General features: G+C 59.3%; 19 protein-coding genes. 4 read left to right on the top strand and 15 right to left on the bottom strand.

All coding sequences use genetic code 11. The annotated features are described in order from the left end of the window. Positions 1 to 145: 145 nt before the first annotated feature. Together ABXH05_RS02645 and ABXH05_RS02640 are read right to left on the bottom strand one after the other, a co-directional pair. The gene (locus tag ABXH05_RS02645; RefSeq protein ID WP_353559653.1) at positions 146 to 430 is read right to left on the bottom strand and encodes a GIY-YIG nuclease family protein; all 285 of its coding nucleotides are present in this window, start codon (positions 428 to 430) and stop codon (positions 146 to 148) included. A 55-nt stretch (positions 431 to 485) separates the two neighbouring features. After that, positions 486 to 1,133, bottom strand: a complete 648-nt coding sequence (locus ABXH05_RS02640; protein ID WP_353559652.1) for a DUF2799 domain-containing protein — start codon at positions 1,131 to 1,133, stop codon at positions 486 to 488. Between the two features lie 692 nt (positions 1,134 to 1,825). Here ABXH05_RS02640 and ABXH05_RS02635 point away from each other — a divergent pair. Together ABXH05_RS02635 and ABXH05_RS02630 are read left to right on the top strand one after the other, a co-directional pair. Further along, entirely contained in the window at positions 1,826 to 2,290 is a 465-nt protein-coding gene (locus tag ABXH05_RS02635) for a GFA family protein (protein WP_353559651.1), read from the top strand. Positions 2,291 to 2,424: 134 nt separating this feature from the next. Then, positions 2,425 to 3,255 carry a DUF1028 domain-containing protein gene (locus tag ABXH05_RS02630; RefSeq protein WP_353559650.1) on the top strand — a complete coding sequence of 277 codons (831 nt, stop codon included), beginning with the start codon at positions 2,425 to 2,427 and terminating at the stop codon, positions 3,253 to 3,255. Here the strand turns inward: ABXH05_RS02630 and ABXH05_RS02625 are convergent. Together ABXH05_RS02625 and aceA are read right to left on the bottom strand one after the other, a co-directional pair. Further along, positions 3,252 to 4,385 (bottom strand): serine hydrolase domain-containing protein, encoded by a 1,134-nt coding sequence (locus ABXH05_RS02625; protein ID WP_353559649.1) that lies wholly within the window; start codon positions 4,383 to 4,385, stop codon positions 3,252 to 3,254. The genes ABXH05_RS02630 and ABXH05_RS02625 overlap by 4 nt on opposite strands. A gap of 122 nt (positions 4,386 to 4,507) precedes the next feature. Further along, positions 4,508 to 5,791, bottom strand: coding sequence for an isocitrate lyase (aceA, locus tag ABXH05_RS02620; RefSeq protein WP_043949658.1), 1,284 nt, complete (start codon positions 5,789 to 5,791; stop codon positions 4,508 to 4,510). 253 nt (positions 5,792 to 6,044) lie between these two features. Between aceA and ABXH05_RS02615 the strand changes: the two genes are divergently transcribed. Further along, complete coding sequence (locus ABXH05_RS02615; RefSeq protein ID WP_348138235.1) at positions 6,045 to 7,559, top strand: helix-turn-helix domain-containing protein; 1,515 nt, start codon at positions 6,045 to 6,047, stop codon at positions 7,557 to 7,559. A 261-nt stretch (positions 7,560 to 7,820) separates the two neighbouring features. On the opposite strand, the gene ABXH05_RS02610 is transcribed toward ABXH05_RS02615, so the two are convergent. From ABXH05_RS02610 to ABXH05_RS02575, 8 genes are all read right to left on the bottom strand, one after another. After that, positions 7,821 to 8,960: an acyl-CoA dehydrogenase family protein gene (locus ABXH05_RS02610; protein WP_353559648.1), complete on the bottom strand. Its 1,140-nt coding sequence runs from the start codon at positions 8,958 to 8,960 to the stop codon at positions 7,821 to 7,823. Between the two features lie 51 nt (positions 8,961 to 9,011). After that, the gene (locus ABXH05_RS02605) at positions 9,012 to 10,208 is read right to left on the bottom strand and encodes an acyl-CoA dehydrogenase family protein (RefSeq protein WP_353559647.1); all 1,197 of its coding nucleotides are present in this window, start codon (positions 10,206 to 10,208) and stop codon (positions 9,012 to 9,014) included. A gap of 116 nt (positions 10,209 to 10,324) precedes the next feature. Next, positions 10,325 to 11,404 (bottom strand): YHYH protein, encoded by a 1,080-nt coding sequence (locus ABXH05_RS02600; protein WP_353559646.1) that lies wholly within the window; start codon positions 11,402 to 11,404, stop codon positions 10,325 to 10,327. Between the two features lie 83 nt (positions 11,405 to 11,487). Next, positions 11,488 to 12,327 carry an EamA family transporter gene (locus ABXH05_RS02595; protein WP_353559645.1) on the bottom strand — a complete coding sequence of 280 codons (840 nt, stop codon included), beginning with the start codon at positions 12,325 to 12,327 and terminating at the stop codon, positions 11,488 to 11,490. Positions 12,328 to 12,388: 61 nt separating this feature from the next. Next, positions 12,389 to 13,228 (bottom strand): EamA family transporter, encoded by an 840-nt coding sequence (locus tag ABXH05_RS02590; RefSeq protein WP_353559644.1) that lies wholly within the window; start codon positions 13,226 to 13,228, stop codon positions 12,389 to 12,391. 63 nt (positions 13,229 to 13,291) lie between these two features. Continuing rightward, entirely contained in the window at positions 13,292 to 14,368 is a 1,077-nt protein-coding gene (locus ABXH05_RS02585; RefSeq protein WP_353559643.1) for an NAD(P)-dependent oxidoreductase, read from the bottom strand. Then, positions 14,358 to 15,989, bottom strand: coding sequence for an acyl-CoA synthetase (locus ABXH05_RS02580; protein ID WP_353559642.1), 1,632 nt, complete (start codon positions 15,987 to 15,989; stop codon positions 14,358 to 14,360). Before ABXH05_RS02580 ends, ABXH05_RS02585 begins: the two co-directional genes overlap by 11 nt. Before the next feature lie 131 nt (positions 15,990 to 16,120). Beyond that, the gene (locus tag ABXH05_RS02575) at positions 16,121 to 16,789 is read right to left on the bottom strand and encodes a hypothetical protein (RefSeq protein WP_353559641.1); all 669 of its coding nucleotides are present in this window, start codon (positions 16,787 to 16,789) and stop codon (positions 16,121 to 16,123) included. A gap of 102 nt (positions 16,790 to 16,891) precedes the next feature. Between ABXH05_RS02575 and ABXH05_RS02570 the strand changes: the two genes are divergently transcribed. Then, positions 16,892 to 17,515: a TetR/AcrR family transcriptional regulator gene (locus tag ABXH05_RS02570; RefSeq protein ID WP_353559640.1), complete on the top strand. Its 624-nt coding sequence runs from the start codon at positions 16,892 to 16,894 to the stop codon at positions 17,513 to 17,515. Here the strand turns inward: ABXH05_RS02570 and ABXH05_RS02565 are convergent. The 3 genes from ABXH05_RS02565 to ABXH05_RS02555 all read right to left on the bottom strand — a co-directional run bounded on the left by ABXH05_RS02565 (position 17,504) and on the right by ABXH05_RS02555 (position 20,368). After that, positions 17,504 to 18,553: a trypsin-like serine peptidase gene (locus ABXH05_RS02565; protein WP_353559639.1), complete on the bottom strand. Its 1,050-nt coding sequence runs from the start codon at positions 18,551 to 18,553 to the stop codon at positions 17,504 to 17,506. The two genes, ABXH05_RS02570 and ABXH05_RS02565, sit on opposite strands and share 12 nt — an antisense overlap. Positions 18,554 to 18,692: 139 nt before the next feature. Next, positions 18,693 to 18,905, bottom strand: a complete 213-nt coding sequence (locus tag ABXH05_RS02560; RefSeq protein ID WP_353559638.1) for a hypothetical protein — start codon at positions 18,903 to 18,905, stop codon at positions 18,693 to 18,695. Positions 18,906 to 19,231: 326 nt separating this feature from the next. Next, positions 19,232 to 20,368, bottom strand: a complete 1,137-nt coding sequence (locus ABXH05_RS02555; RefSeq protein ID WP_348138259.1) for a ferritin-like domain-containing protein — start codon at positions 20,366 to 20,368, stop codon at positions 19,232 to 19,234. Positions 20,369 to 20,437: the final 69 nt, after the last annotated feature.

The raw sequence follows: 20,437 nt of genomic DNA, 5'->3' as shown, positions 1-20,437 counted from the left end.
GGCTGATGCTTTTACGTGCTGACCTGCGAGTGGGCCCCGGATCAAGTCCGGGGCTACGGTGTTGGTGGGTTTTGTTATTGAACACCTCAATCCCGCGTCCCCGGACTTGATCCGGGGTCTACTCTTGGCTCGGAATGGCACGGCGTTAGAGCAAGGTGTCGAAGAGGTCCTGCCAGTCCGGGTTGTTCTTTTCGATCAATTGAATTTTCCAGGACCGTTGCCAGTATTTGAGCTGCTGTTCGCGGTGTCTTGCGGCTTCGCGGCTTTCGCAAGGTTCCAGGTGGACCAGTTGTTTCAGATCGTTTGTTTTGGTGAAGCCGGGAATTTCGCCGGTGCGGTGCTGGTGTGCGCGACGGCGGATGTCGTCGGTGTGGCCGATGTAGAGTGTGCCGTGTTTGCGGTTGGTCATGATGTAGACAAAGAACGCCATGGCGGTGGGTCCGCGAGTGGGCCCCGGGTCAAGCCCGGGGACACGGTGGGTGTTGTCATGAGCCGGTGAAGAAGCGGGCTTCTATTTCACTGCGGTATGTGTCGTGGTCGCGCTGGGTGCGGACGAGTTTTTCCTGGGCGCGTTTGCGTTGTTTGCTCAGGCGCTGGTGCTCGTTGCGGGCGGTGTTGACGTCGGCCTGGACCTTGGCGCGGTCGGCGGGCTTGAGGTTCAGCGTCGCCAGGACATTCTCATTGTGGGTGAAGTCATTTTCCAGTCTTTGCATGCGGCGCTCGATGGTGGTGAGGTCGTTTTTGGCGGTGGCCACTGCCTGTTTGCGGGTGCGCAGGCCGCGGCCGGCTTCATAAGTCACGCTGAAGGCGTTGCTGAGATCATCCGGGCAGATGTTGTGGTTGGTGCCGCCGGAGAGGCCGTGCTTGAACCCGTTGTCCGGGGTGCAGAACGCGCGCGCGCCGTTTGCGTGACCTGTTGCGTAGGCTGTCATGTCGGGTGCCACGCTGTGGTCCGCACAGGCTGAGGCATGTTGGGTGACGTTGCCTGCGGCGCGGCCTTTCATCGCGTCTTCGAAGCCGATCGCCTGCCAGTCGGCTGCAACACATTGTTCGGCGGTCATGGTGGTGCAGGCTGTCAGTGACACAAGGACGGCGGTGACGGCTGTGACGGGAGCAAGGAAAAGCAGGCGCATGAACGGTCTCCTGACAGGGGCAATGGACCCAGTCTGCGAGGTTCAAAAGTCATTGCAACCAAAAACACGCATTAGGAGAGTGTGCGTGTAGATGCGCTGCACATACTCGTTTTCGACTTTTTTCAAAAACTTATCCCCGGTGCTTTGAGCGCCCGCATAATTGGCGTCACCTTCGCGCTGCAAGGGCAAACCGGGCCGTCCGGTCTTGTGCGGGAAGGCGGATGCCTGGAAGTCGGCAGACGAAGCCTCCTTGGGAACGTGGAGGATGACCCTGCCGGTGCGGTGCGCGAGTAACGGGCGCATACCACAAGGGCGGCACATGTCACGCGCCTGGTCACGCCGTAAAAACGCGGGCCCCGCGCCCTCCGCGCAGTTCCAAAGTGCGGCGCGCGGACGTCGGGTGTGCCCCATGCGTTGCAGGGTAATAGCAAGCGCGCATGGGGATGGGCAGGTGCCGAAGACCATCCGGTGTGGAGCGCCTTTGAGGCTGCCACTTGATAGATGTCTGATATCACGCCTTTCATGCCCGGCGGGCTTGAGGCGCTCCCACTCCCCTTGGTCGGAGAGGTGACGACACGCCCCCTCCGCAGCCTGTGTGCTGACGGAGCGCGTGCTCGTGTCCATTACCCACAAAGTAGTTGTTGCTTTAGCTCATGCTTCCCATGTTTGCTGCACCAAAGGGAGAGACCATCATGTCCGACATCAAACTTGAAGGTGGGTGCCAGTGCGGGGCGGTGCGCTATGTGCTGACCACGCCTCCCATCATGGCCTATGCCTGCCATTGCACTGAGTGTCAGCGGATTGCCGGCAGTTCATTTGCCATTGCCTGCGCCATTCTGCAGGACAGCATGGAGATCACGCAGGGGGACCTCGCGCGTGTCGACTGGACAGTTGAAAGCGGAGCCCATCGCTATGGAGAGTTTTGCAAGGCCTGCGGTACGCGCATCCGCCACGGCAGCGTGCCCGAGCAGGGGATCTACTCCCTGCGAGGCGGCACACTCGATGACAAAGACTGGGCGTATCCGGTGGCGCATATCTGGCAAAGCAGCAAGATAGACTGGATCACCCCACCAAAAGATGCGCTCACCTATGATGGTCAGCCTGCGGACTATACGCCGATCATTGAGGCTTATCGAAGCCGGATGGGGCTGGCGTAGTGCCCAGGTGCTTGCAGAGCGAACCAGACGCGCAGCCGCAGAAATGCGGCCTGATCATGGATCGCTGTGTGGAGCGAATGGACCTTGGGTGAGATGAATAGGGCTGAAGTAGATTCGTCACTGGAGAGGGTTAGATGATGTGTCGCCTTCAACGAGTAGCTTTGCTGGCAGCGACCGTGTTTTTTCTGGGTGCTTCGGCGGCGCACGCGACATGGTCCATCGTTGCGGTAGATCCGCACACCGGCGAGGTCGGCCTTGCGGCGGCCAGTTGTTCGATAGGTGTCCCGCACATCGCAGCACTTGTTCCCGGCAAGGGGGCGATTGTCTCGCAGGCTGCAACGAGCTTCACCGGCCGGGAGAAGGCGCGCGAGCTTGTGACTGATGGGGCGGATGCCCCACGCGTTCTGGCGGTGCTCAAAGACCCCGAGCTTTATGCGGGCTGGCTGACGATTGATTTTCCGTATCTGCAATATGGCGTCGCGACGCTGGCGGCGGGCGATGACAGTCCGGTTGCCGCAGGTTTTGTGACCGGGGGCAGCAATCCCGATTGGTCCGGCGGCGTGGTGGGCGACACCTATTCAGCGCAGGGCAACACGTTGCGCAATGCGGCTGTCGTCGGTGACACGGCCATGGCGTTTGAACAGGCGACACAGAACATGTCCTGCCCCATGCCTTTGGCGCATCGGCTGCTCCTTGCGCTTGAGGCCGGACGCGACGCAGGCGGCGATGTTCGATGTCCCGTGGAGGCACCGGCACTGGCGGCGGTTCTGATGGTGGCACGCCCCGGTGATGACCCGGACACACTGACGATCAATGAAGTTGCGCCGCAACGGTTTTCAATAGCGCGCGAGGTGGTGCATCTGGTCGTGCCATATCATCCGGACCCGGACAAACCGGAGCCTGTGGCGGAATTGCGCGCGCGCTATGATGCCATGACGCCGGTGGAAATGTGCGCAGTGCCCTAGAGGCAGGCAAAAGTTGCAGCGACAAGGCCCATGGAGCGGGGGTCGCCGACAACGGCGGCGCCCATTTTGTTGAGGACGTAGCCGATGGAGACGCCGGCTTCAGGGTCCAGGCAGCCAAAGGATCCGCCCCAGCCGGTGTGGCCAAAGGTCTGCGGATTGGGGCCGTACATCTCAAAGCCGTTCATGGCCATGCCGGAGCCCCAGCGCACGGGGACGCCGAGAATGAGGTCTTCGTTCTCGATGCGGACGGTACGCAGGGCGTCCATGGTCTCGCGTTTGATGATGGCCTTGCCGTCCGGTGCGGTGCTGTCGTCCAGCAGGGCGTAGAGCTTGGCGAGGGCGGAGGCGCTGCCAAAGCCGCCGGCCGCGGGAATTTCTGCGGCCCGCCAGGCGCGATCGTTGGGTGCCGTCTGGGCAATGGCCGGGTTGGTGAAGGTCAGCGCCTGGACTTCAGTTGTGCCCGCGAGCGGCTGCATGTCCTTGGCTTCGGTCAGGGGAGCAACGCGCGGTTCTTCGCTCAAAGGTAGGCCGATGAAAAAGTCGATGCCGTGAGGCTTGCCGATTTCGTCCTGGAGGAACGTGCCGATGGTCTTGCCGGTGATGCGCTTGACCAATTCGCCGGCGAGGTAGCCATAGGTAAAGGCGTGGTAGCCCGAGCGGGTGGTGGGTTCCCACAGCGGTTCCTGAGCTGCAAGGCGCTGCGCCATCAGGTCATGGTTGTAGCAGTCCTCAAGGGTTGTCGGTTCACGCAGTCCTGACAGGCCGGCCTGGTGAGACAGCATCTGGGCGACCGTGATGCCGCCCTTGCCGTGGACGGCAAATTCCGGCCAGTGGGTGGAGACGGCGTCGTCATAGGAAAGCTGGCCGCGGTCCACCAGAAGCGCAACGCAGATGGCCGCAACACCTTTTGTGGTGGACCAGACATTGGCCAGGGTGTCGTGTTGCCAGGGAGTGGCACCTGTTTCGTCGGCGTCGCCCGCCCACAGATCAACCACCAGTTCGCCTTTGTGAATGACAGAAAAGGAGGCGCCGATTTCGAGATCGTTTTTGAAATTGTCGGCAAAGTGTATGCGCACCGGCTCAAAGGCTGCAGCGCAGGTGCCGTGGATCTCGGTCATGGTCATGGACATTGTGGGCTCCCTGGATTTCTTTTTTCAGGGAAAGGCTATGGGGCCTCAGGCGTGCGGTCAAAGAAAAAGGCCGCGGGGATGAACCCGCGGCCTTTGATGTCGTTGTCGAGAGTAAGCGGGGCTTACTTCTTGAACTGTGCAGCTTCCGTTGAGTCGCCAAGAGCAGTTGTGGAGCTTTCGCCGCCGCCAGCTGCAATGGAAACCATGTCGAAGTAGCCAGTACCAACTTCGCGCTGGTGACGGGTGGCTGTGTAGCCATCCTTTTCAGAGGCGAATTCAGCCTGCTGCAGCTCGGAGTAGGCGCCCATGCCGCGATCCCGGTAGCCGGAAGCGAGCTGGAACATGCCGTGGTTGAGCTGGTGGAAGCCAGCGAGCGTAACGAACTGGTACTTGTAACCCATCGCTGCGATTTCCTGCTGGAAGGTCTCGATGGTGTCTTTGTCGAGATTGGCTTCCCAGTTGAAGGAAGGTGAGCAGTTGTAGGCCAGAAGCTGGTCTGGGTATTCCTTCTTGATGGCTTCCGCAAAGCGGCGAGCATCGTCGAGGTTTGGCTTGGAAGTTTCCCACCACAGCAGGTCAGCGTAAGGAGCAAATGCCAGGCCACGCTTGATGCAGTGGTCAACGCCCATGCCTTCCTTGATGCGGAAGAAGCCTTCTGGTGTACGGCCAGCGTCGAAGTCGATGAACTCGTGATCGCGTTCGTCGATGTCGGATGTGATCAGGTTTGCTGATTCAGCGTCCGTACGGGCCATGATCAGGGTCGGAACGCCCATGACGTCAGCGCCGAGACGGGCTGCGTTGAGGTTACGTTCGTGTGCCTTTGTTGGGATCAGCACCTTGCCGCCCAAGTGACCGCACTTCTTTTCAGAAGCAAGCTGGTCTTCGTAGTGGACGCCAGCAGCGCCCGCTTCGATGTAGGCCTTCATGATTTCGAAGCAGTTGAGCGGGCCGCCGAAGCCGGCTTCTGCGTCTGCAACGATCGGCAGGAACCAGTCGCGCTTTGCGCCACCTTCTGAATGTTCGATCTCGTCAGCGCGCTTCAGGGTGCGGTTGATCTTGCGAGCAAGTTCCGGGCCTGAGTTGGCTGGGTAGAGAGACTGGTCAGGGTAGGTTGTGCCAGCGGTGTTGTTGTCCGCTGCAACCTGCCAACCGGACAGGTAAATGGCCTTGAGGCCAGCACGGGCCATCTGCATGGCCTGGTTGCCGGACAGGGCGCCCAGTGAGTGCACGCGCTCTTCAGTGTGGATCAGGTCCCACAGCTTGTTGGCGCCGCGTGTGGCGAGTGTGTGCTCGATAGGGAAAGAGCCGCGCAGCTTTTCAACGTCTTCGACGCTGTAGTTGCGCTTGACGTTGTCAAAGCGGCCCTTTGGGGCGGATGGAATGATGTCAGAGAAGGTCTTGCTCATAAGACTGATCCTTCGGTTTCTTCGAGTTGTGCGCAGGCGCAAACCCCCTCAAGGGAGCCCATACATGCGCGGTTGGAATTCGTCGTTCGGCAGAAGCTCAGGGTCTCGTCACCCCGGTGCCGGTTTCGTGCGCACATAAATGACAAAGGGGGCCCAAGAGTCCACAAGCTGAGGGAAACATTCGGGTGAACGTGTTGACAGATGTGTGGGGATAGTTTGTAAATCTGTTAAGTTTGTAAAGTATGGGGGCCTTATGGCCACAAAATCCACATCTGACGCTACGTCGCCTGATGGTTCTGCGTCCAAGTCCAGCAAAAGGGCGCAAAAAGTCTTTGCTGGCCCTCGTGTTCGGCGGCTTCGGCGGGAACAGGGACTGACCCAGGCAGCCATGGCGGAGCAGCTGGGAATCTCCGCCAGTTACCTCAATCTGGTGGAACGCAACCAGCGTCCGGTGAGCGCACAGCTGCTTTTGAAGCTGGCAGACAGCTTTGACCTGGATATTCGTGAACTCTCCGGTGACGACGAAGCCCGCGCCTTTGCGGAGCTCAATGAGGTCTTTGCGGACCCGTTGTTCCAGAATGCCGGGCTGTCGCGGCAGGACGTGCAGGATGTGGCGGCGGCCAGCCCCAGCGTGGCGGATGCCATCAGGTCGCTCTATCAGGCCTACCGGGAACAGCTTGCGGGCCAAGGCCTTGGGCTTGGGCCCGTGGCGCCCACGGACATCATCGCGGACCGGGACAAGAGCGACCATCTGGATGTGATGAAGTTCCCTGTGGAGGAAGTGCGCGATTATATCCATGCCAACCGCAACCATTTTGGTGAGTTGGATGACGCGGCTGAAGCGCTCTACGACTATCGCGAGTTTGCGCAGGATGAACTTTATATCGGTCTGCGGCGGCATCTGGATGAAGCTCATGGGCTGAGCGTCAAGGTGATGCCCGTGGAGGTGCTGGGGGCGACGACGCGACGGTTTGACCGGCACAGTCGCCGCATTCTCCTGTCCGAAGTGCTCGACGGCCCGGCGCGGACATTTCAACTCGCCTATCAGATTGCCTATCTGGAACAGGCGGACCTGATCGAGCGGACCGTCAAAGCCTCCTCGCTTCAAGGGGAGGAGACGTTGCGTCTGGCACGGATCAGCCTTGCGAACTATTTCGCGGCGGCGCTCATCATGCCGTACTCGCGGTTTCATGCAGCGGCTGAAGACAGCGGATATGACATTGAATTGCTGGCGCGTCGCTTCGGGACGTCGTTTGAACAGACATGCCACCGGCTGACCACGCTGCAGCGCGCGGGCGAGCGGGGTATTCCGTTCTTCCTCATTCGTGTGGATGGGGCGGGGAATGTCTCCAAGCGGTTTGCGGCGGCAGGCTTTCACTTCTCGCGCTATGGCGGCACGTGTCCGCGCTGGAACCTGCATGATGCGTTTCGCACGCCGGGCAAGATCATCACGCAGATTGTTCAGCTGCCCGACGACACAACCTATTTTTCCATTGCCCGCACGGTACGGCGCCCGGGCGCAGGTGTGCTGGCACCGGAGCAGGAATTGGCGGTGGGGCTTGGCTGTGAGATCAGTGAAGCGTCGCGGCTTAAATATGCGCGGGCCTATGATCTGCAGGCGTCAGAGGGTGTGACCCCGATCGGCGTCAACTGCCGGCTGTGCGAGCGGCCCGATTGCGCTGAGCGGGCCTTCCCGCCGATCAACCGCAAACTCATTGTGGATGAGCAGGCGCGTGGGCTGTCGAGTTTTACGTTTCAGAATGTGTAGGGCCGATGCTGCATGGATCCCCCGGTCAAGCCGGAGGATGGCGGTTTTAGTTTGATTTGTTTTTGCCAATCATCCGTATCCCCGGGCTTGACCCGGGGTCCACTCGCATTTGCTGCGGGCTGGGGCGGAGGCGAGTAGGCTCCGGATCAAGTCCGGAGATACGGTAAAGAGAAAGCCCCGGAGATTTCTCTCCGGGGCTTTCTGTTTTTTGACTGGATCCTCCGGTCAAGCCGGAGGATGGAAGTCTATCAAGCCTTCGGCTTAATAGCCTTCCAGCTCCGCGTAACGCTGGCTGTGGAAGGCGACGTTGCCGAAGGTGGCGTCTGCCACGCGGGCGCGCTTCATGAAGAAGCCGATCTCATATTCGTCCGTCACACCGATGCCACCATGCATCTGCACGGCTTCTGATGAAACTTCGTTGAAGGTCGCGCCGACGCGGGCCTTGGTCAGGGATGCTGACTGGGGCACGTCATTGCGGCGTTCGTCGATGGCATTGAGCGCATCTGCAACCACAGACTTGCAGAGCTCAAGCTCGCAGAACATTTTGGCGGCACGGTGCTTCAGGCCCTGGAAGGACCCGATGACAACGCCGAACTGCTTGCGCTCCTTGAGATAGTCCATGGTGCGCTCATAGGCTTCCTGCGCGCTGCCGAGCATTTCAGCGGACAGGCCGATGCGGGCGCGGTCCAGTGCTTCGTCGAGAATGGCAAAACCGCCATCTACATTGCCCAGCACGTGGTCGTGACCGACCTTCACATCCGTGAAGGTGATCTCGGCCGCATTGCGGCTGTCCACCATGGTGTGGCGGTTGCGGGAAATGCCGGCAGCGTCTGCATCCACAATGAAGAGCGTGATGCCGGTCGTGTCGCCGGGCTCAGAGTGGGTGCGGGCTGCCACGATCAGCTTGCCGGCGATGTGGCCATCAAGCACGAAAGACTTGGTGCCGTTGATGGTGAAGCCGTCACCATCCTTGGCAGCTGTCGTGGCGATCTTGGCAGGTGCATGATGGGCGCCTTCATCCATGGCCATGGCCATGACGAGTGTGCCTGCAGCGATTTCTGGAAGAAGCGTCTTCTTCTGCTCTTCAGAGCCGCCGATCAGCAGCGCTGATGTGCACAGGAGTGATGTGGAGACCAGCGGTGACGCGGTCAGGGATCGGCCTGCTTCCTCGAGCACGAGGCCAAGGCCGCGATAGCCAAAGCCAACCCCACCATATTCTTCCGGGATCACGATGCCAGCAAAACCCATCTCGGCCATCTGTGACCAGAGATTGGTGTCGAAACCGCTGTCGTCCTTGCTGTCGCGCAAACGGCGCAGCTCGGTGACGGGTGATTTTTCAGCAATGAAGCCCTTGGCGCTGTCGCGCAGGATCTGTTGTTCTTCGTTGAGTACAAAGCTCATTGGCCTGTCTCCTTGGTATATGTATTGGCGCTTGAAAAATCCGGGTCCTGATTAATCAGGAAGACCCAGAACGCGCTTTGCAATGATGTTGAGCTGTACTTCCGACGTGCCGCCCTCAATGGAGTTGGCTTTCGAACGAAGCCATGAGCGGGTGTTGTCGATCTCGTCAGCGGCATAGGTGTCGTCTGTTTCCCAGCCGAGCATCTTGGTGCCCATGCTTTCGATCAGCAGCTCATATTTCCGCTTGTTGAGTTCCGTGCCGAAATATTTGAACACGGAAGATGTGGCGCTCACATCGTTGGCAGCTTTTGCCTCTTCCTGCACACGGCGCATGGTCAAGGCGAAAGCCTTTGAGTCCATGTTGTGCTGGGTGATGTGCTGGCGGACGATGGGGTCTGCGACCTTGCCGTTGTCCTCGCCGAGATATTCCTTGGCAGCACCGGCAAGTGTCTGGCCGGTGGCGCCGGACAGCGCACCGCCCAGGCCCATGCCTGAGATCATGGCCCGCTCGTGCTGAAGCAGACGCTTGGCGATGGTCCAGCCCTTGTTGAGTTCACCAACGAGCTGCTCTGCGGGCACCTTTACGTCGTCAAAGAAGGTTTCGCAGAAGGGCGAGTAGCCGGAGATAAGCTTGATCGGCTTGGTGGAGACGCCCGGTGTTGTCATGTCGAACAGCAGGAAGGAAATGCCATCATGCTTCACGGTTTTGTCCGTGCGCACGAGGCAGAAGATCCAGTCGGCTTTGTCCGCGTAGGATGTCCATACCTTCTGGCCGTTCACCGTATAGGTGTCGCCCTCAAGGACAGCGCTGGTCTGCAGGCCGGCAAGGTCTGAACCGGCACCAGGTTCGGAGTAGCCCTGACACCAGCGGATTTCACCGCGGACGATTTCAGGGATGAAGCGCTGCTTTTGTTCTTCGCTGGCGAACTCAAGAAGTGCTGGCCCAAGCATCCAGAGGCCGAAAGAGCTCAGTGGTGAGCGGGCCTTGATGCGGCGCAGTTCCTGCTGCAGCACCATGTTCTCTTCTTTTGAGAGACCGCCGCCGCCATAGGCTGCGGGCCATGTGGGGGCTGTCCAGCCTTTGGCGCCCATGGCATCGAGCCATTTTTTGGAGTCCGGGTTTTTGTAGGTCTCATTGCGACCGCCCCAGACCACTTCTTCATCCGTCATCGGTGTACGCATGGAAGGGGGGCAGTTTTCTTCAAGCCAGGCTTGAACGTCTTTACGGAAGGCTTCGAGATCGGCCATGGGTCTCTCCGTGACAGGGGCTGCTTATGTGTGATTTTCTGTCAGGGAATATAAAGGGATGGCGCGACAAGGCGAGTCCTGAATCTGCAACATTGTTTTGCCTGGAAAGGCCGAAATCAGAAGCGCTGCGGGGGCTGTCCGAACCGGTCCCCATTTGGCGGGCCGTCTGGCCGTGAGCCCCGGTTTCCGCCGGGTCCGCCTCGTCCACCGGGGCCTGATTGGGGACCAGGACGCATGCTGGTGAAGCTCTCAGCGGGTGTGCCTCCAAAACAGCGCGGGATGACCGGCCAGTCCGCTGTCAGAAAGTAGGCATAGGTGCCGTCGGGGAAGTCCGGGGTTACGGCAAACGTGCCATTGCACTCATCAAGCGTCCCGTGACCTTCCGCATAGGCATAGTCCGCAACAAATGTGCCGTCATAATAGCCGCCGGGTGTCTCGACCGTCCCTTGCCGGCCCCCGCCGGGCCCGCGTTGATTGCTTTCCATCGGTTGGCGCAAACCTTCCTTCAGCCTGTAGCTGGAGCGGTGCTCGATAATGGGGGAGGTCGGATCCTCTGGATTGCCGTACCCATATTTGGCGTAAATTGGAAACCCGTCCGCCGCCCAGCCGACAATGGCAGAGTGACTGGCGCTGCCCACGGCGAGCCGGGTCATCAGGCCAGTTGGAAGGCCGTGATAATGATAGGCACCGGTCGGTTGAACGTGCGCGTTGTTGGCATCCACACCCAGCTTCACGGCACCGGACAAGGGCTCGTACTGCCATGGCCCGCGCTGGCCTTTGTACCATTCAGCAGCACCCGGATCGAAAACCACACCGCTGACAGCAATGCCGAAGGGGATGCCCTGTGCGGGCGTAATACGGCTGGCTTTTGCCGGGGTTGCATCCAGCACAAACTCGTAGCGCTGGGTGCTGATGCGGTTGGGGTTGCCGGAACTTGGGAAGGCACCAACGTGATGGTCAGGGATGCCGTTGGCACTGATGATCCGCTCGTCGCCCACAACCTGCATGGTGAAGCTGCTTGTGCCGGGGGGAAGGGCGGTGGCCGGCTGCCGATCCAGGTTGCCGTCCGATTGGAGAATTGTGTGGGAGCGCGCCTGAGGGCGCATCTGCGCCATGGCTGTTGCGGCAATGCCGAGAACCAGAATGGCGGTGACTGCCGGAACGAGGCTGGTGGAGGGCCGCAATGCGCTTTTCATCTTGAGTGCCTTTGACCGTGAGTTCGTAGTTTACCGCTCTTCAACGTCGGCGGGCGTTTCAATCCGTCGCACTTTGTCGGTGGCTAACCAACAACCAGAAGCGCAATGCCGATGGCGACCAGAATAGCTGCCAGAATGCGGCGGCCTGCAAAGGGTTCCTTCATCAGCACAGCCCCGGCAAGGGCTGCAAAAATCGCACTGGTTTCTCGGGTGGCGGCAACCGTGGCGATGGGGAGTTGGGTCATTGCCCATAGGGCAATGAGGAACGAAAAGACGCTGCCAAACCCCAGAAGGACGTTTCGCTTGGCCACGGGATTGGCCGCATAGGCCGCAACAAAACCGCGACGACGCACGCAGGCAAAGGCGATGAACGGCACACAGGTGAGCAGTTCAAGCCAGGCTGAATATCCAAGGATGGTTCCCGCATCGCGCACCCCAATGCCGCCCAGAAACGAGTTTGCGGCAATCGTCAGGCCGGTGATGAGTGCATAGGCGACGGCGCGCATGTTCTGCTGAAAGGCTCCGGACCCCGCAATCACGATGCCGATGGAGACAACGATGACGCCTGCCAGCCCGATGGAGCCGGGTGTCTCATTGATAAACAGAAAGGCTGCGAGGGCGACCAGCAAGGGGGCCGAACCCCGAGCGATGGGATAGACCTGAGAGATGTCGCCGTGTTTGTAGGACGAAATCAAGAAGCCGTAATAGGCCATGTACACTATGGCGCTGGCGATCAATGGCGGCCATGACGCAGCCGCAGGCATAGGGGTCAGCGGAATGACGATGGCGGCGAACAGGACGCCGGACACCCGTATGGCTGCCATGTCCAGCACACGGTCCGTGCCCGTCTTGAGCGCAACATTCCATGTGGCGTGCAGGATGGCCGTCAGCAGCAGGATTATGATGATGGTTGTGTCGGCCATGATGGGGCGACGTTACACAGCCGTGTGCGGACTGACATCTGCGAATTAGGCAGGGCAGGGTTTAGCCAAGCACCAGCAGTGTGATGCCGATCGTTACGAAGCCTGCTGCGATGATGCGCCGGCCCGCAAAAGGCTCTTTCATCAGGATGGTTCCGGCCAGGGCTGCAAAAATGGCGCTGGTTTCCCGGGTTGCCGTTACGGTGGCGATGGGGAGCAGGGTCATGGCCCACAGAACAATGAGATAGGACAGGACGCTGCCGAAGCCGAGCACGAGATTGCGGCGGGCCACTCTGCTGGACACATAGGGCACAACGAAGTGACGCCTGCGGACGAGAGCAAAGGCGATGAACGGCGCACAGGACAGGAGTTCAAGCCATGCCGCATAGCCCAGCACCGTGCCGGACTCGCGGACGCCGATGCCGCCAAGTAAGGAGTAGGATGCAATCGACAGGCCGGTCAGAAGTGCAAAGCCGATGGCGTGGAGGTTTTCGCGAAAGGCTCCGGTGCCAGCGACGATGATGCCGATGGAGATGACGATGACGCCCGCAAGGCCAATGGGGGTGGGTGTTTCGTTGATGGTGAGATAGGCCGCCAGGGCCACCAGCAACGGTGCTGACCCTCTGGCAATCGGATAGACCTGACTGAGATCGCCGCGCTGATAGGAAGAGATGAGGCACGCATAGTAAAACATGTGCGCCACGGCACTGGCGATGAGGAATGGCCAGGCTTCCGGCGCAGGCATGGGCGCAAGCGGAATGACAATCGCTGCGAACACGATGCCGGACATGCGCATGGCGGCCATATCCAGCACGCGGTCTGCGCCGGTCTTGAGGGCCGCGTTCCATGTTGCGTGCATGATTGCTGTCAGCAACAGGATCGCGATGATGGTCGTGTCACTCATGGTGCAGCGACGCTACACGGTGGTGTGCGGAACAACATCCCTCATTTGCGCAAGGCGGCTGCCTTAAGCCGCAACACCCGTGCCGCGCACCATCACCCGATCAGGCGTTTCGCCGCGTGCGAGCTTGTCCAGATTGGAGGCGATGGAGATCATGCGGCGGTAGTCTGCCTGGTTTGAATGGGCGGAGCAGTGGGGTGTCACCATCACGTTCTCAAGTTCCGTAAACGGATACGCTGACGGCGACGGGTCTTCCGGCGCTTCGCCAGGGGCTAGGCCACGGGCGGGATAGCGGTACCAGGTGTCGATGATGGCACCGGCGATCTGTTTTGATTTCAGGGCCTGATAAAACGGCTCTTCCTGAATGACTTCGCCACGGGCCACGTTGATAACCACGGCACTGTCCTTCATGGCGGCAAGCTCATCAGGACCGATCATGCCGCGGGTGGCGTCATTGAGGTCGCAGGCAAGGACGATGTAGTCGCTTTCCCTGAGCAGCGTCGTCAGGGCGGTGGGGTCGTCGGCGCTTGAGCCCAGCCAGTCGAGTTCCGGTGGGCAGGGCATGGCAGAGCGTTTCAGACCCATGGTCCGCATGCTGAAGGCTTTGGCGCGTTTGGCTGTCTCTTCGCCGATGCCGCCATAGCCAACAATGCCGACTGTCTTGTTCCAGATTTCGCTGTGCTTCGAGGTTGGGTCTTTTGACGAGCCGGAGAAATGCCAGCTGCCGGACCGGAAATCCGGATCCATCACGCGGAAGCGAATTTCCCACTCCAGCATCGCGCCGATATTGTATTCAGCGATGGTGATTTCATGGCCGCTGCAGCCCGCGGCTACGGCCTGAGGCGGCAGCAGGTCAGGCGACAGCCAGTCAGTGCCGGCAAAAGGGATTTGCAGCATCCGCAGGTTGGGACTGGCCTTGAGGCCTGAGAAGAACGCGCCGACAAAAAGCGTGTCGACGCCGGGTACGACAACATCCGCGTCGGCGAGCAGGGCTTCCAGTGCGGGCTCGCCATCGCTTGCTGTCCAGGTCCGGATGTCCCAGTCGGTGGTCAGGTTCTTCTCAATCTGGTCGCGCACCTCACCGGCATGGGCTGTGGCCATGGATCCGGTGAGGGCGAGAACGGGTTTGGTGTTAGCTGGCAACGCCTAGCTCCTGTTTTGCGAAACTTGTCGCGCCCTTGTAGTCCGCTTTGCCATTTGGCGCACGGAAGGCGTCTGCTGCCACCAGCACGCGCTTGGGTGCCTTGTAGTGGGCAAGGTTGTCCTTCACATGGGCAATCAGAGTTGCTTCGTCGGCGGACTGGCCGGACGCCATGGTGATGACGCCGGTGATGGCCTGGCCCCATTTCTCGTCGGGCAGGCCGACCACAAGGGCATCCTCCACGGCGGGATGCGTCTTCAGCGCTTCTTCCACTTCTTCCGGGTAGACCTTCTCACCACCGGTGTTGATGCACACGGAGCCGCGTCCCAGCAGGGTCAACGTGCCGTCTTCTTCCACAGTGCAGAAATCACCGGGGATCGAATAGCGCATGCCGTTGATGGTGCGGAAGGTTTTGGCCGTTTTTTCTTCGTCCTTGTAGTAGCCAAGGGGAATGGGCTGGGCGACGGCGATGACACCGGACTTGCCGGAGCCCGGCTGCACTTCCTGATCGTCTTCGTCGAACACCTTGCAGCGTTCGCCGATCTGGAACTTGGCGGTTTTGACTTCGCCGTCGGAGGTGAAGATCGAACTACCAAAGCCGATGCCTTCAGAGGAGCCGAAGCTGTCCATCAGCATGGCCTGGGGCATGTGCGGAATCATGTCGCGCTTCACTTCAAGGGACCACATGACGCCGGATGAAATGATGCTGACCAGTGACGACAGATCATATTTGCCGGGCTCATCTTCCAGGGCCTTCAGCATGGGCTTGGCGAAGGTATCGCCCACGATGGCGATCTGTTCGACCTTGTAATCGTTCACGGCCTTCCAGATGGCGTGGGGATCAAGGTTCTCGTTATCGAGCGTGACGATGCAGCCGCCATTCATCATGTTGCCGATGGCGGTAAAGAGGCCGGTGCCATGCATCATGGGGCAGGCGGGAATGAACGGGCCCGCGCCGGTGCCGGTTTCCTTGATGGCCGCGGAGAGCTGTTCAAGTGTCTCAGGCACTTCACCGAGTGCACGCAGGGCATAGAGCTGGGCTTCGCGCAGATCATCCGCCGGCCACATCACGCCCTTGGGCATGCCGGTGGTGCCGCCGGTGTAGAGGAACAGCTGGTCGTCGCCGGAGCGTTCGATGCCCAGGGCGCCACCATTGCCGATCTGGGTGAGGTCTTCGTATCGCTCCGCGAAATCATTGGCGGGTGTGCCCTCGGTCACTTCGAGGAACGTGCCGACTTTGCCGAGGCGGGGTTTTAGCTCTGCAATGTTGTCGGCAAACTCTTCGCCATAGACGATGGTCTGAGCGTCGGAGTTGTCGAAGATGTAGTGCAGTTCGTCAGGCTGGTAGCGGTAGTTGACGTTGACGTGGGTGAGGCGGGCCTTGAAGCAGGCGGCCAGCAGCTCGGCATATTCGGAGCGGTTGCGCATGTAAAACGCGACCTTGTCGCCGGGCTTGGCGCCACGCTCGATGAGCTGACGTGCCAGGTTGTTTGAGCGGGCGTCAAACTCCGTCCAGGACTTGATCTGGGCCGTGCCGTCTTTTGCAATATGGATGAGGGCTGGTTTGTCGCCCGGCAGTACCGGGGCAATGGTGTCGAGGATGTCGCCGAAATTCCAGGCCATGGTCGTCTCCCTGAATATGTTTAGCCCGCACGGACGCACCTCGTTAAGCGGGTGCCTCTCTTTCTGTGCGGGAGATAAATGGTCTTTTCGGGAGCTACTATACCGCCGGAATCTCCTGCGTCATCTCTGGTTTAGCCTTGGGGCACCGTTTGTGATCGCATCCGCGCGGTCAGGCGTACGCCGATGCGCAGCAACATGGCAGCCACAAACAGGCTGGACCCGACAATGCCGATCCAGATGCGTTCGGGGTCTTCCAGCCGACCGGCATAGCTTTGCGCAAAAATGATCCAGATGTAGACCATGCCGCCCATGTGCAGGCGGTGCCACCAGCGTCCAAGGGTGCGCTGCGACCAGTTGTTGGACGTCGCAGCCAGGGCCACGATCAACACATAGGCCAGTCCGCCCCCCAGTATGGTGATGAGGGAGGGGTCTTCAGGACTGACAACAAAAAAGGTCGTCAGGGCTCCCAGATGAATGATGTGCGCAAGGGCAAAGCCGAGCCCCCAATAGCGCCTGTTACGCATGAAGGGCACAATCCAGCCGGCCCTGAAACCGCGCCAGATGGGCCCGACAACAAACACCAGCAGGAAAAACACAGCCGCCACCCGTGCTGTATAGCGCGCGGCGAGCAGCCAGCCTTCCAGCTGTGTGTCACCGGTTGCGAGGCCAAAGGCGATGGCTGACATGGCCGCACTGCCGGCCAGCAACAGTGGCACGGCAGGCTTTGCGGCGAGTGGCAGGTGCCGGTCTTGCGACCGGAGAGTGGCAGCAGTTTGGACGGTTGGCTGGCTGTCGGACATTAGGAGCACTTTCGCTTTTCATACAGGCTGTATGAAACAGGTAGCGCAAAACCCAAAATCATACAAGGTGTATGATACTGACTGTATGATAAGATGTGCCCCATGAGTTCTCCCAAAAAAGCACCTGCCCAGAAACCATCGGACAATCGCCGCAAGCTGCTAGACGCCGCGCGCGAGATCATGACGGCCAAGGGCTACGCTGAAACCGGCACGGAAGAGATTGTGGCCCGCGCCGGGGTCACCCGGGGGGCGCTCTACTATCAGTTCGCTGACAAGCAGGATCTGTTTTTGGCCCTGTGCCAGGAGCTGGCAGAAGCGCTGGGTCTGCGTGTGTTTGAAGAAACCATGGCGCGGATCACCAATGATCGAGAAGACTTGGCAGTTGGCCTTGAGATGATGCTCGACGCGTTTTTGGAGCCGGACATCCAGCGGCTGCTGTTGCGAGACGGGCCTGCTGTCCTTGGGTTTGATACCTGGAAAGGCCTTGTTGAGCCCATCAACCGTGTCCTTGTGGAACATGCCCTTCAACATCTGCTCGATGACGGCACGCTGGCACCCCAGCCTTTGGAACCGATCGCGGTGGTGATGTCCGGCGCGATGATCCAGGCCGGGCAGGCGATTGCGGCGTCGCCTGATCCCAAGGCCGCGCGTGAGGCCTATGGTCAGGCGCTCTCGACCATGGTGGCAGGCATCATGTCCGGAAGTGCTGCAGTGTCAGCAAAATGACCTGGCTTCGGCTGCGGGAACCAGAGCGATCTCCACGGCCAGTGCCATGATGTCAGACGTCGTGTCTGCTTCGCCTTGGCAGGATTCAGGCAGGACGGAGAACGCCACCTGTTCGTGCAGATTGGCCGAAAGATCATCCGTGTTGAACGGCGTTGCTGCCATGCGTGCAACAGTGGCCTTGAAATCTCCGGCATAGCGGATGGCCGTATTGGCAAACATGCGCGGGTGATAGGCATCTCCGACCTTATGAATGATGCCGTTGAGTTCCGTGGCATTGATGCCGACAATCTGGCGTTTGCCATTGAGGGTCATCACCAAGGGGCCGCCGGACCAGCCTGGGATCATGTCGCAATTGTGGTTCAGCTCGCCTTGAGAAAAGAAGCCGTGATGCCAGTGCAGTTTTGGCACCGGTGCGCAATTTTCCGAGATGAGCATGCGGGGTCGTTCGCCGTTTTTGCCAACCAGTGAATAGCGCGCGCCGGCCTCGTCAAGGGACGGCAGGTCATCCTCCGTCAGGGTCGCCAGAGGCAAGGCGCCGTGGGTGTCCGAAAGGCGACCGGAGACGATGGCGACGGCCCAGTCATGATGGAATGCGCGACCGGGGGCGAGGGTTCCAAGTGCAACATGCAGCAGGGGCGTCGCAGCGTCAGCGTCACCGCCTGGCAGGAAGTCACAGCGGGTTTCCATGACACCACCGCGCCCTCTGAAGGTATGGGCTACTGTCACCACCAACTCATAGTCCCTGTCAGCGGGCAGGGCGTCGTGTGAAATAATGGTGCCGATTGGCAGGCGGGTTGAATTGGCGCAGGCGATTTGCCCCACAGCGTCAAATCCATCTTCAGACGTCAATGGACGGCGATCATCGCGATCAAAAACATTCGCATGGCCTGCGGTTGCAAAGGTGGCGCAGGCAAAAATTGCGGTGGAGAAAAACGTAGCGACAGATCGCGCCTGAGGCCGAACCGGGGGGGAGCCGGCGAGCGCATCGCTCTTCCTAGCCTGACTGAAAACTGCAAACACGCGGTGTTGCGGTTTCATCCGTTGCCCTGTGCCCAATCGGATTGAGACTGCATGCGATCAGGCATGCGTCAGCAATGAGTCTGACACGGAGTTGCCGGACCCGCAACTTGCATAGCGGAGCAGAAATTGGCGCTATCCCTATCAGAGCCGGATTACGCTATGCGCCAATCAACTTCTTCTTGTCTTGCATTGCCTTCTCTAGGGCATCCACATGTTGCATTAGATCGGCGAACTCGACGTCATTGAACAGATGTTGAACTGCAGCCAGCTGGATACAAATGTGACGCAGGCCAGCTTCGCAGTCTTCGAAATTTCGCTTGAGTTTTGTCGCGTCCTTTCTGGACGCTTCTGAAATATTTTTCTCAGGCATACTGGGACAACTCATCCTGTGGTCCGATTAAAATCATTTTTCGCGATCAGGCTGCTTTTGTACTCAAGCAGCAATGTGCGCGCTTATCTGCAATCGATATTGAATTGAGATTTTGCAATCAAAGGTTAAATCCTCAAAACCGTTTCAATTAATAAGTGTGCGGAAGGCTACACCGTTTCGAGTTGTTTAAAAGGACACGCGGGCACTTTTTTTTACGGTATAGGCACGGTTTTGAATTTGGACTGACGTCTACAAAAAAGGCGGCACAATTGAGGTGCCGCCTTCTGAGATTTTTCGCTTTGGAATCAATGCATCACAGGATGACGCTATTCAGCAGCTACAGTTGCATTTGGTGAAACGAACTTGCCGCCATTGATACCGAGCAGGAATTTGATGCCGTCTTCGGCGATTTCGTCACCAACCATGCGGTCACCTTCCATCTGCAATTCCTTGATGTTCACAAAGGTTGCATAGTTTGATGCCGTACGGTCTGTGATAATGCCGGCATTCAGGAGTGTCTTGATCAGAACACGGAAGATATTTTCCTGCTCTTTCATGTCTTCCTGAATGTTTTCATCGGTAAGGGCCTCCATGAAAGCACCCTGTACCCATTCCCAGTCGAGACCGACTTCAGCGTAGATGTGCTTCTTCTGCTCAGGCGAACCAAGATTGTAGAGCAGGACCTGGAACACTTCCCATGCCCAGTCTTCAATCTGGTCACGTTCAGCTGCAGGCACGTTTGGCACTGTGCGGTCTGCCCAGATTTTGCCGAACTTATGGTGGAACGCTTCGTCGGTCATGGTGAGCTGCATGAGTTTTACGAGCAGCGGGTCGCGGCCCCAGCGGTAGAAGGAAGCAAAGGCGCCCATGGCAAGGCCTTCAACCATCATCTGCATGCCGACGATCTTCTTCCAGACCAAAGGCGAGTTCACAAGTTCCACCAGCAGGTTCTGCAAAGCCGGGCCACAGGCGACGGGCTTGCCCCAGCGGGCTTTGATGTAGTTGGAAAAGCCGGTGACGTGACGGGCTTCCTCGCGGGTCTGGTTGGCAGCGTATTCCTGTGCTCCGGGATCCTTGAGGATGTGGCAGAGCGATGCCGACAGAGAAAGGGCACCTGCTTCACCGTGTAGAATGGAGGACAGGCTCCACTGAGTGTCGAGGTTGACGAGTTTGATCTTCTGCTTCTCGTCCAGCTTGTCGCCAATCGCGGTGCGCAACTCGAAGCTTTGTTCCGGATCGAACAGGAACTCTTTTTCCATGTCGAACGGTGCCGAAAAATCGATGTAGCGCGTGTCCATCGGGTCCCAGAAATGATCGTGGGTCGCGGAAATAATCTTGTCGAAAGCATCAGACCGGCTGCCATAGCGATCCACTTCGATCATGGCAGCGAAATCATCCGGCGCGACGGCTTCATAGGCCGCATCGACGGTGAACTTCGTCTGGTCGTTGGCAGAATTGCTCACTCGTTTGTCCTCCAAGGGCAAAGCTGGCGAACTGCGCCAGCGCAGCGTCACGGGGACCGTTCAAGCAGT

This window comes from Pyruvatibacter sp. HU-CL02332, assembly GCF_040362765.1.
Lineage (GTDB): Bacteria > Pseudomonadota > Alphaproteobacteria > CGMCC-115125 > CGMCC-115125 > Pyruvatibacter.
Note: the sequence above shows the minus strand (reverse complement) of the source record. Positions and strands in the feature narration are given on the sequence as shown.

Excerpts from the sequence above, each read along its gene's own strand:
- ABXH05_RS02565 (WP_353559639.1), bottom strand. The coding sequence starts at position 18,553 with ATGAAACCGCAACACCGCGTGTTTGCAGTTTTCAGTCAGGCTAGGAAG.
- ABXH05_RS02645 (WP_353559653.1), bottom strand. The coding sequence starts at position 430 with ATGGCGTTCTTTGTCTACATCATGACCAACCGCAAACACGGCACACTC.
- ABXH05_RS02640 (WP_353559652.1), bottom strand. The coding sequence starts at position 1,133 with ATGCGCCTGCTTTTCCTTGCTCCCGTCACAGCCGTCACCGCCGTCCTT.
- ABXH05_RS02560 (WP_353559638.1), bottom strand. The coding sequence starts at position 18,905 with ATGCCTGAGAAAAATATTTCAGAAGCGTCCAGAAAGGACGCGACAAAA.
- ABXH05_RS02590 (WP_353559644.1), bottom strand. The coding sequence starts at position 13,228 with ATGAGTGACACGACCATCATCGCGATCCTGTTGCTGACAGCAATCATG.
- ABXH05_RS02615 (WP_348138235.1), top strand. The coding sequence starts at position 6,045 with ATGGCCACAAAATCCACATCTGACGCTACGTCGCCTGATGGTTCTGCG.
- ABXH05_RS02575 (WP_353559641.1), bottom strand. The coding sequence starts at position 16,789 with ATGTCCGACAGCCAGCCAACCGTCCAAACTGCTGCCACTCTCCGGTCG.
- ABXH05_RS02595 (WP_353559645.1), bottom strand. The coding sequence starts at position 12,327 with ATGGCCGACACAACCATCATCATAATCCTGCTGCTGACGGCCATCCTG.
- aceA (WP_043949658.1), bottom strand. The coding sequence starts at position 5,791 with ATGAGCAAGACCTTCTCTGACATCATTCCATCCGCCCCAAAGGGCCGC.
- ABXH05_RS02610 (WP_353559648.1), bottom strand. The coding sequence starts at position 8,960 with ATGAGCTTTGTACTCAACGAAGAACAACAGATCCTGCGCGACAGCGCC.
- ABXH05_RS02630 (WP_353559650.1), top strand. The coding sequence starts at position 2,425 with ATGATGTGTCGCCTTCAACGAGTAGCTTTGCTGGCAGCGACCGTGTTT.
- ABXH05_RS02625 (WP_353559649.1), bottom strand. The coding sequence starts at position 4,385 with ATGTCCATGACCATGACCGAGATCCACGGCACCTGCGCTGCAGCCTTT.
- ABXH05_RS02605 (WP_353559647.1), bottom strand. The coding sequence starts at position 10,208 with ATGGCCGATCTCGAAGCCTTCCGTAAAGACGTTCAAGCCTGGCTTGAA.
- ABXH05_RS02635 (WP_353559651.1), top strand. The coding sequence starts at position 1,826 with ATGTCCGACATCAAACTTGAAGGTGGGTGCCAGTGCGGGGCGGTGCGC.
- ABXH05_RS02600 (WP_353559646.1), bottom strand. The coding sequence starts at position 11,404 with ATGAAAAGCGCATTGCGGCCCTCCACCAGCCTCGTTCCGGCAGTCACC.
- ABXH05_RS02570 (WP_353559640.1), top strand. The coding sequence starts at position 16,892 with ATGAGTTCTCCCAAAAAAGCACCTGCCCAGAAACCATCGGACAATCGC.
- ABXH05_RS02580 (WP_353559642.1), bottom strand. The coding sequence starts at position 15,989 with ATGGCCTGGAATTTCGGCGACATCCTCGACACCATTGCCCCGGTACTG.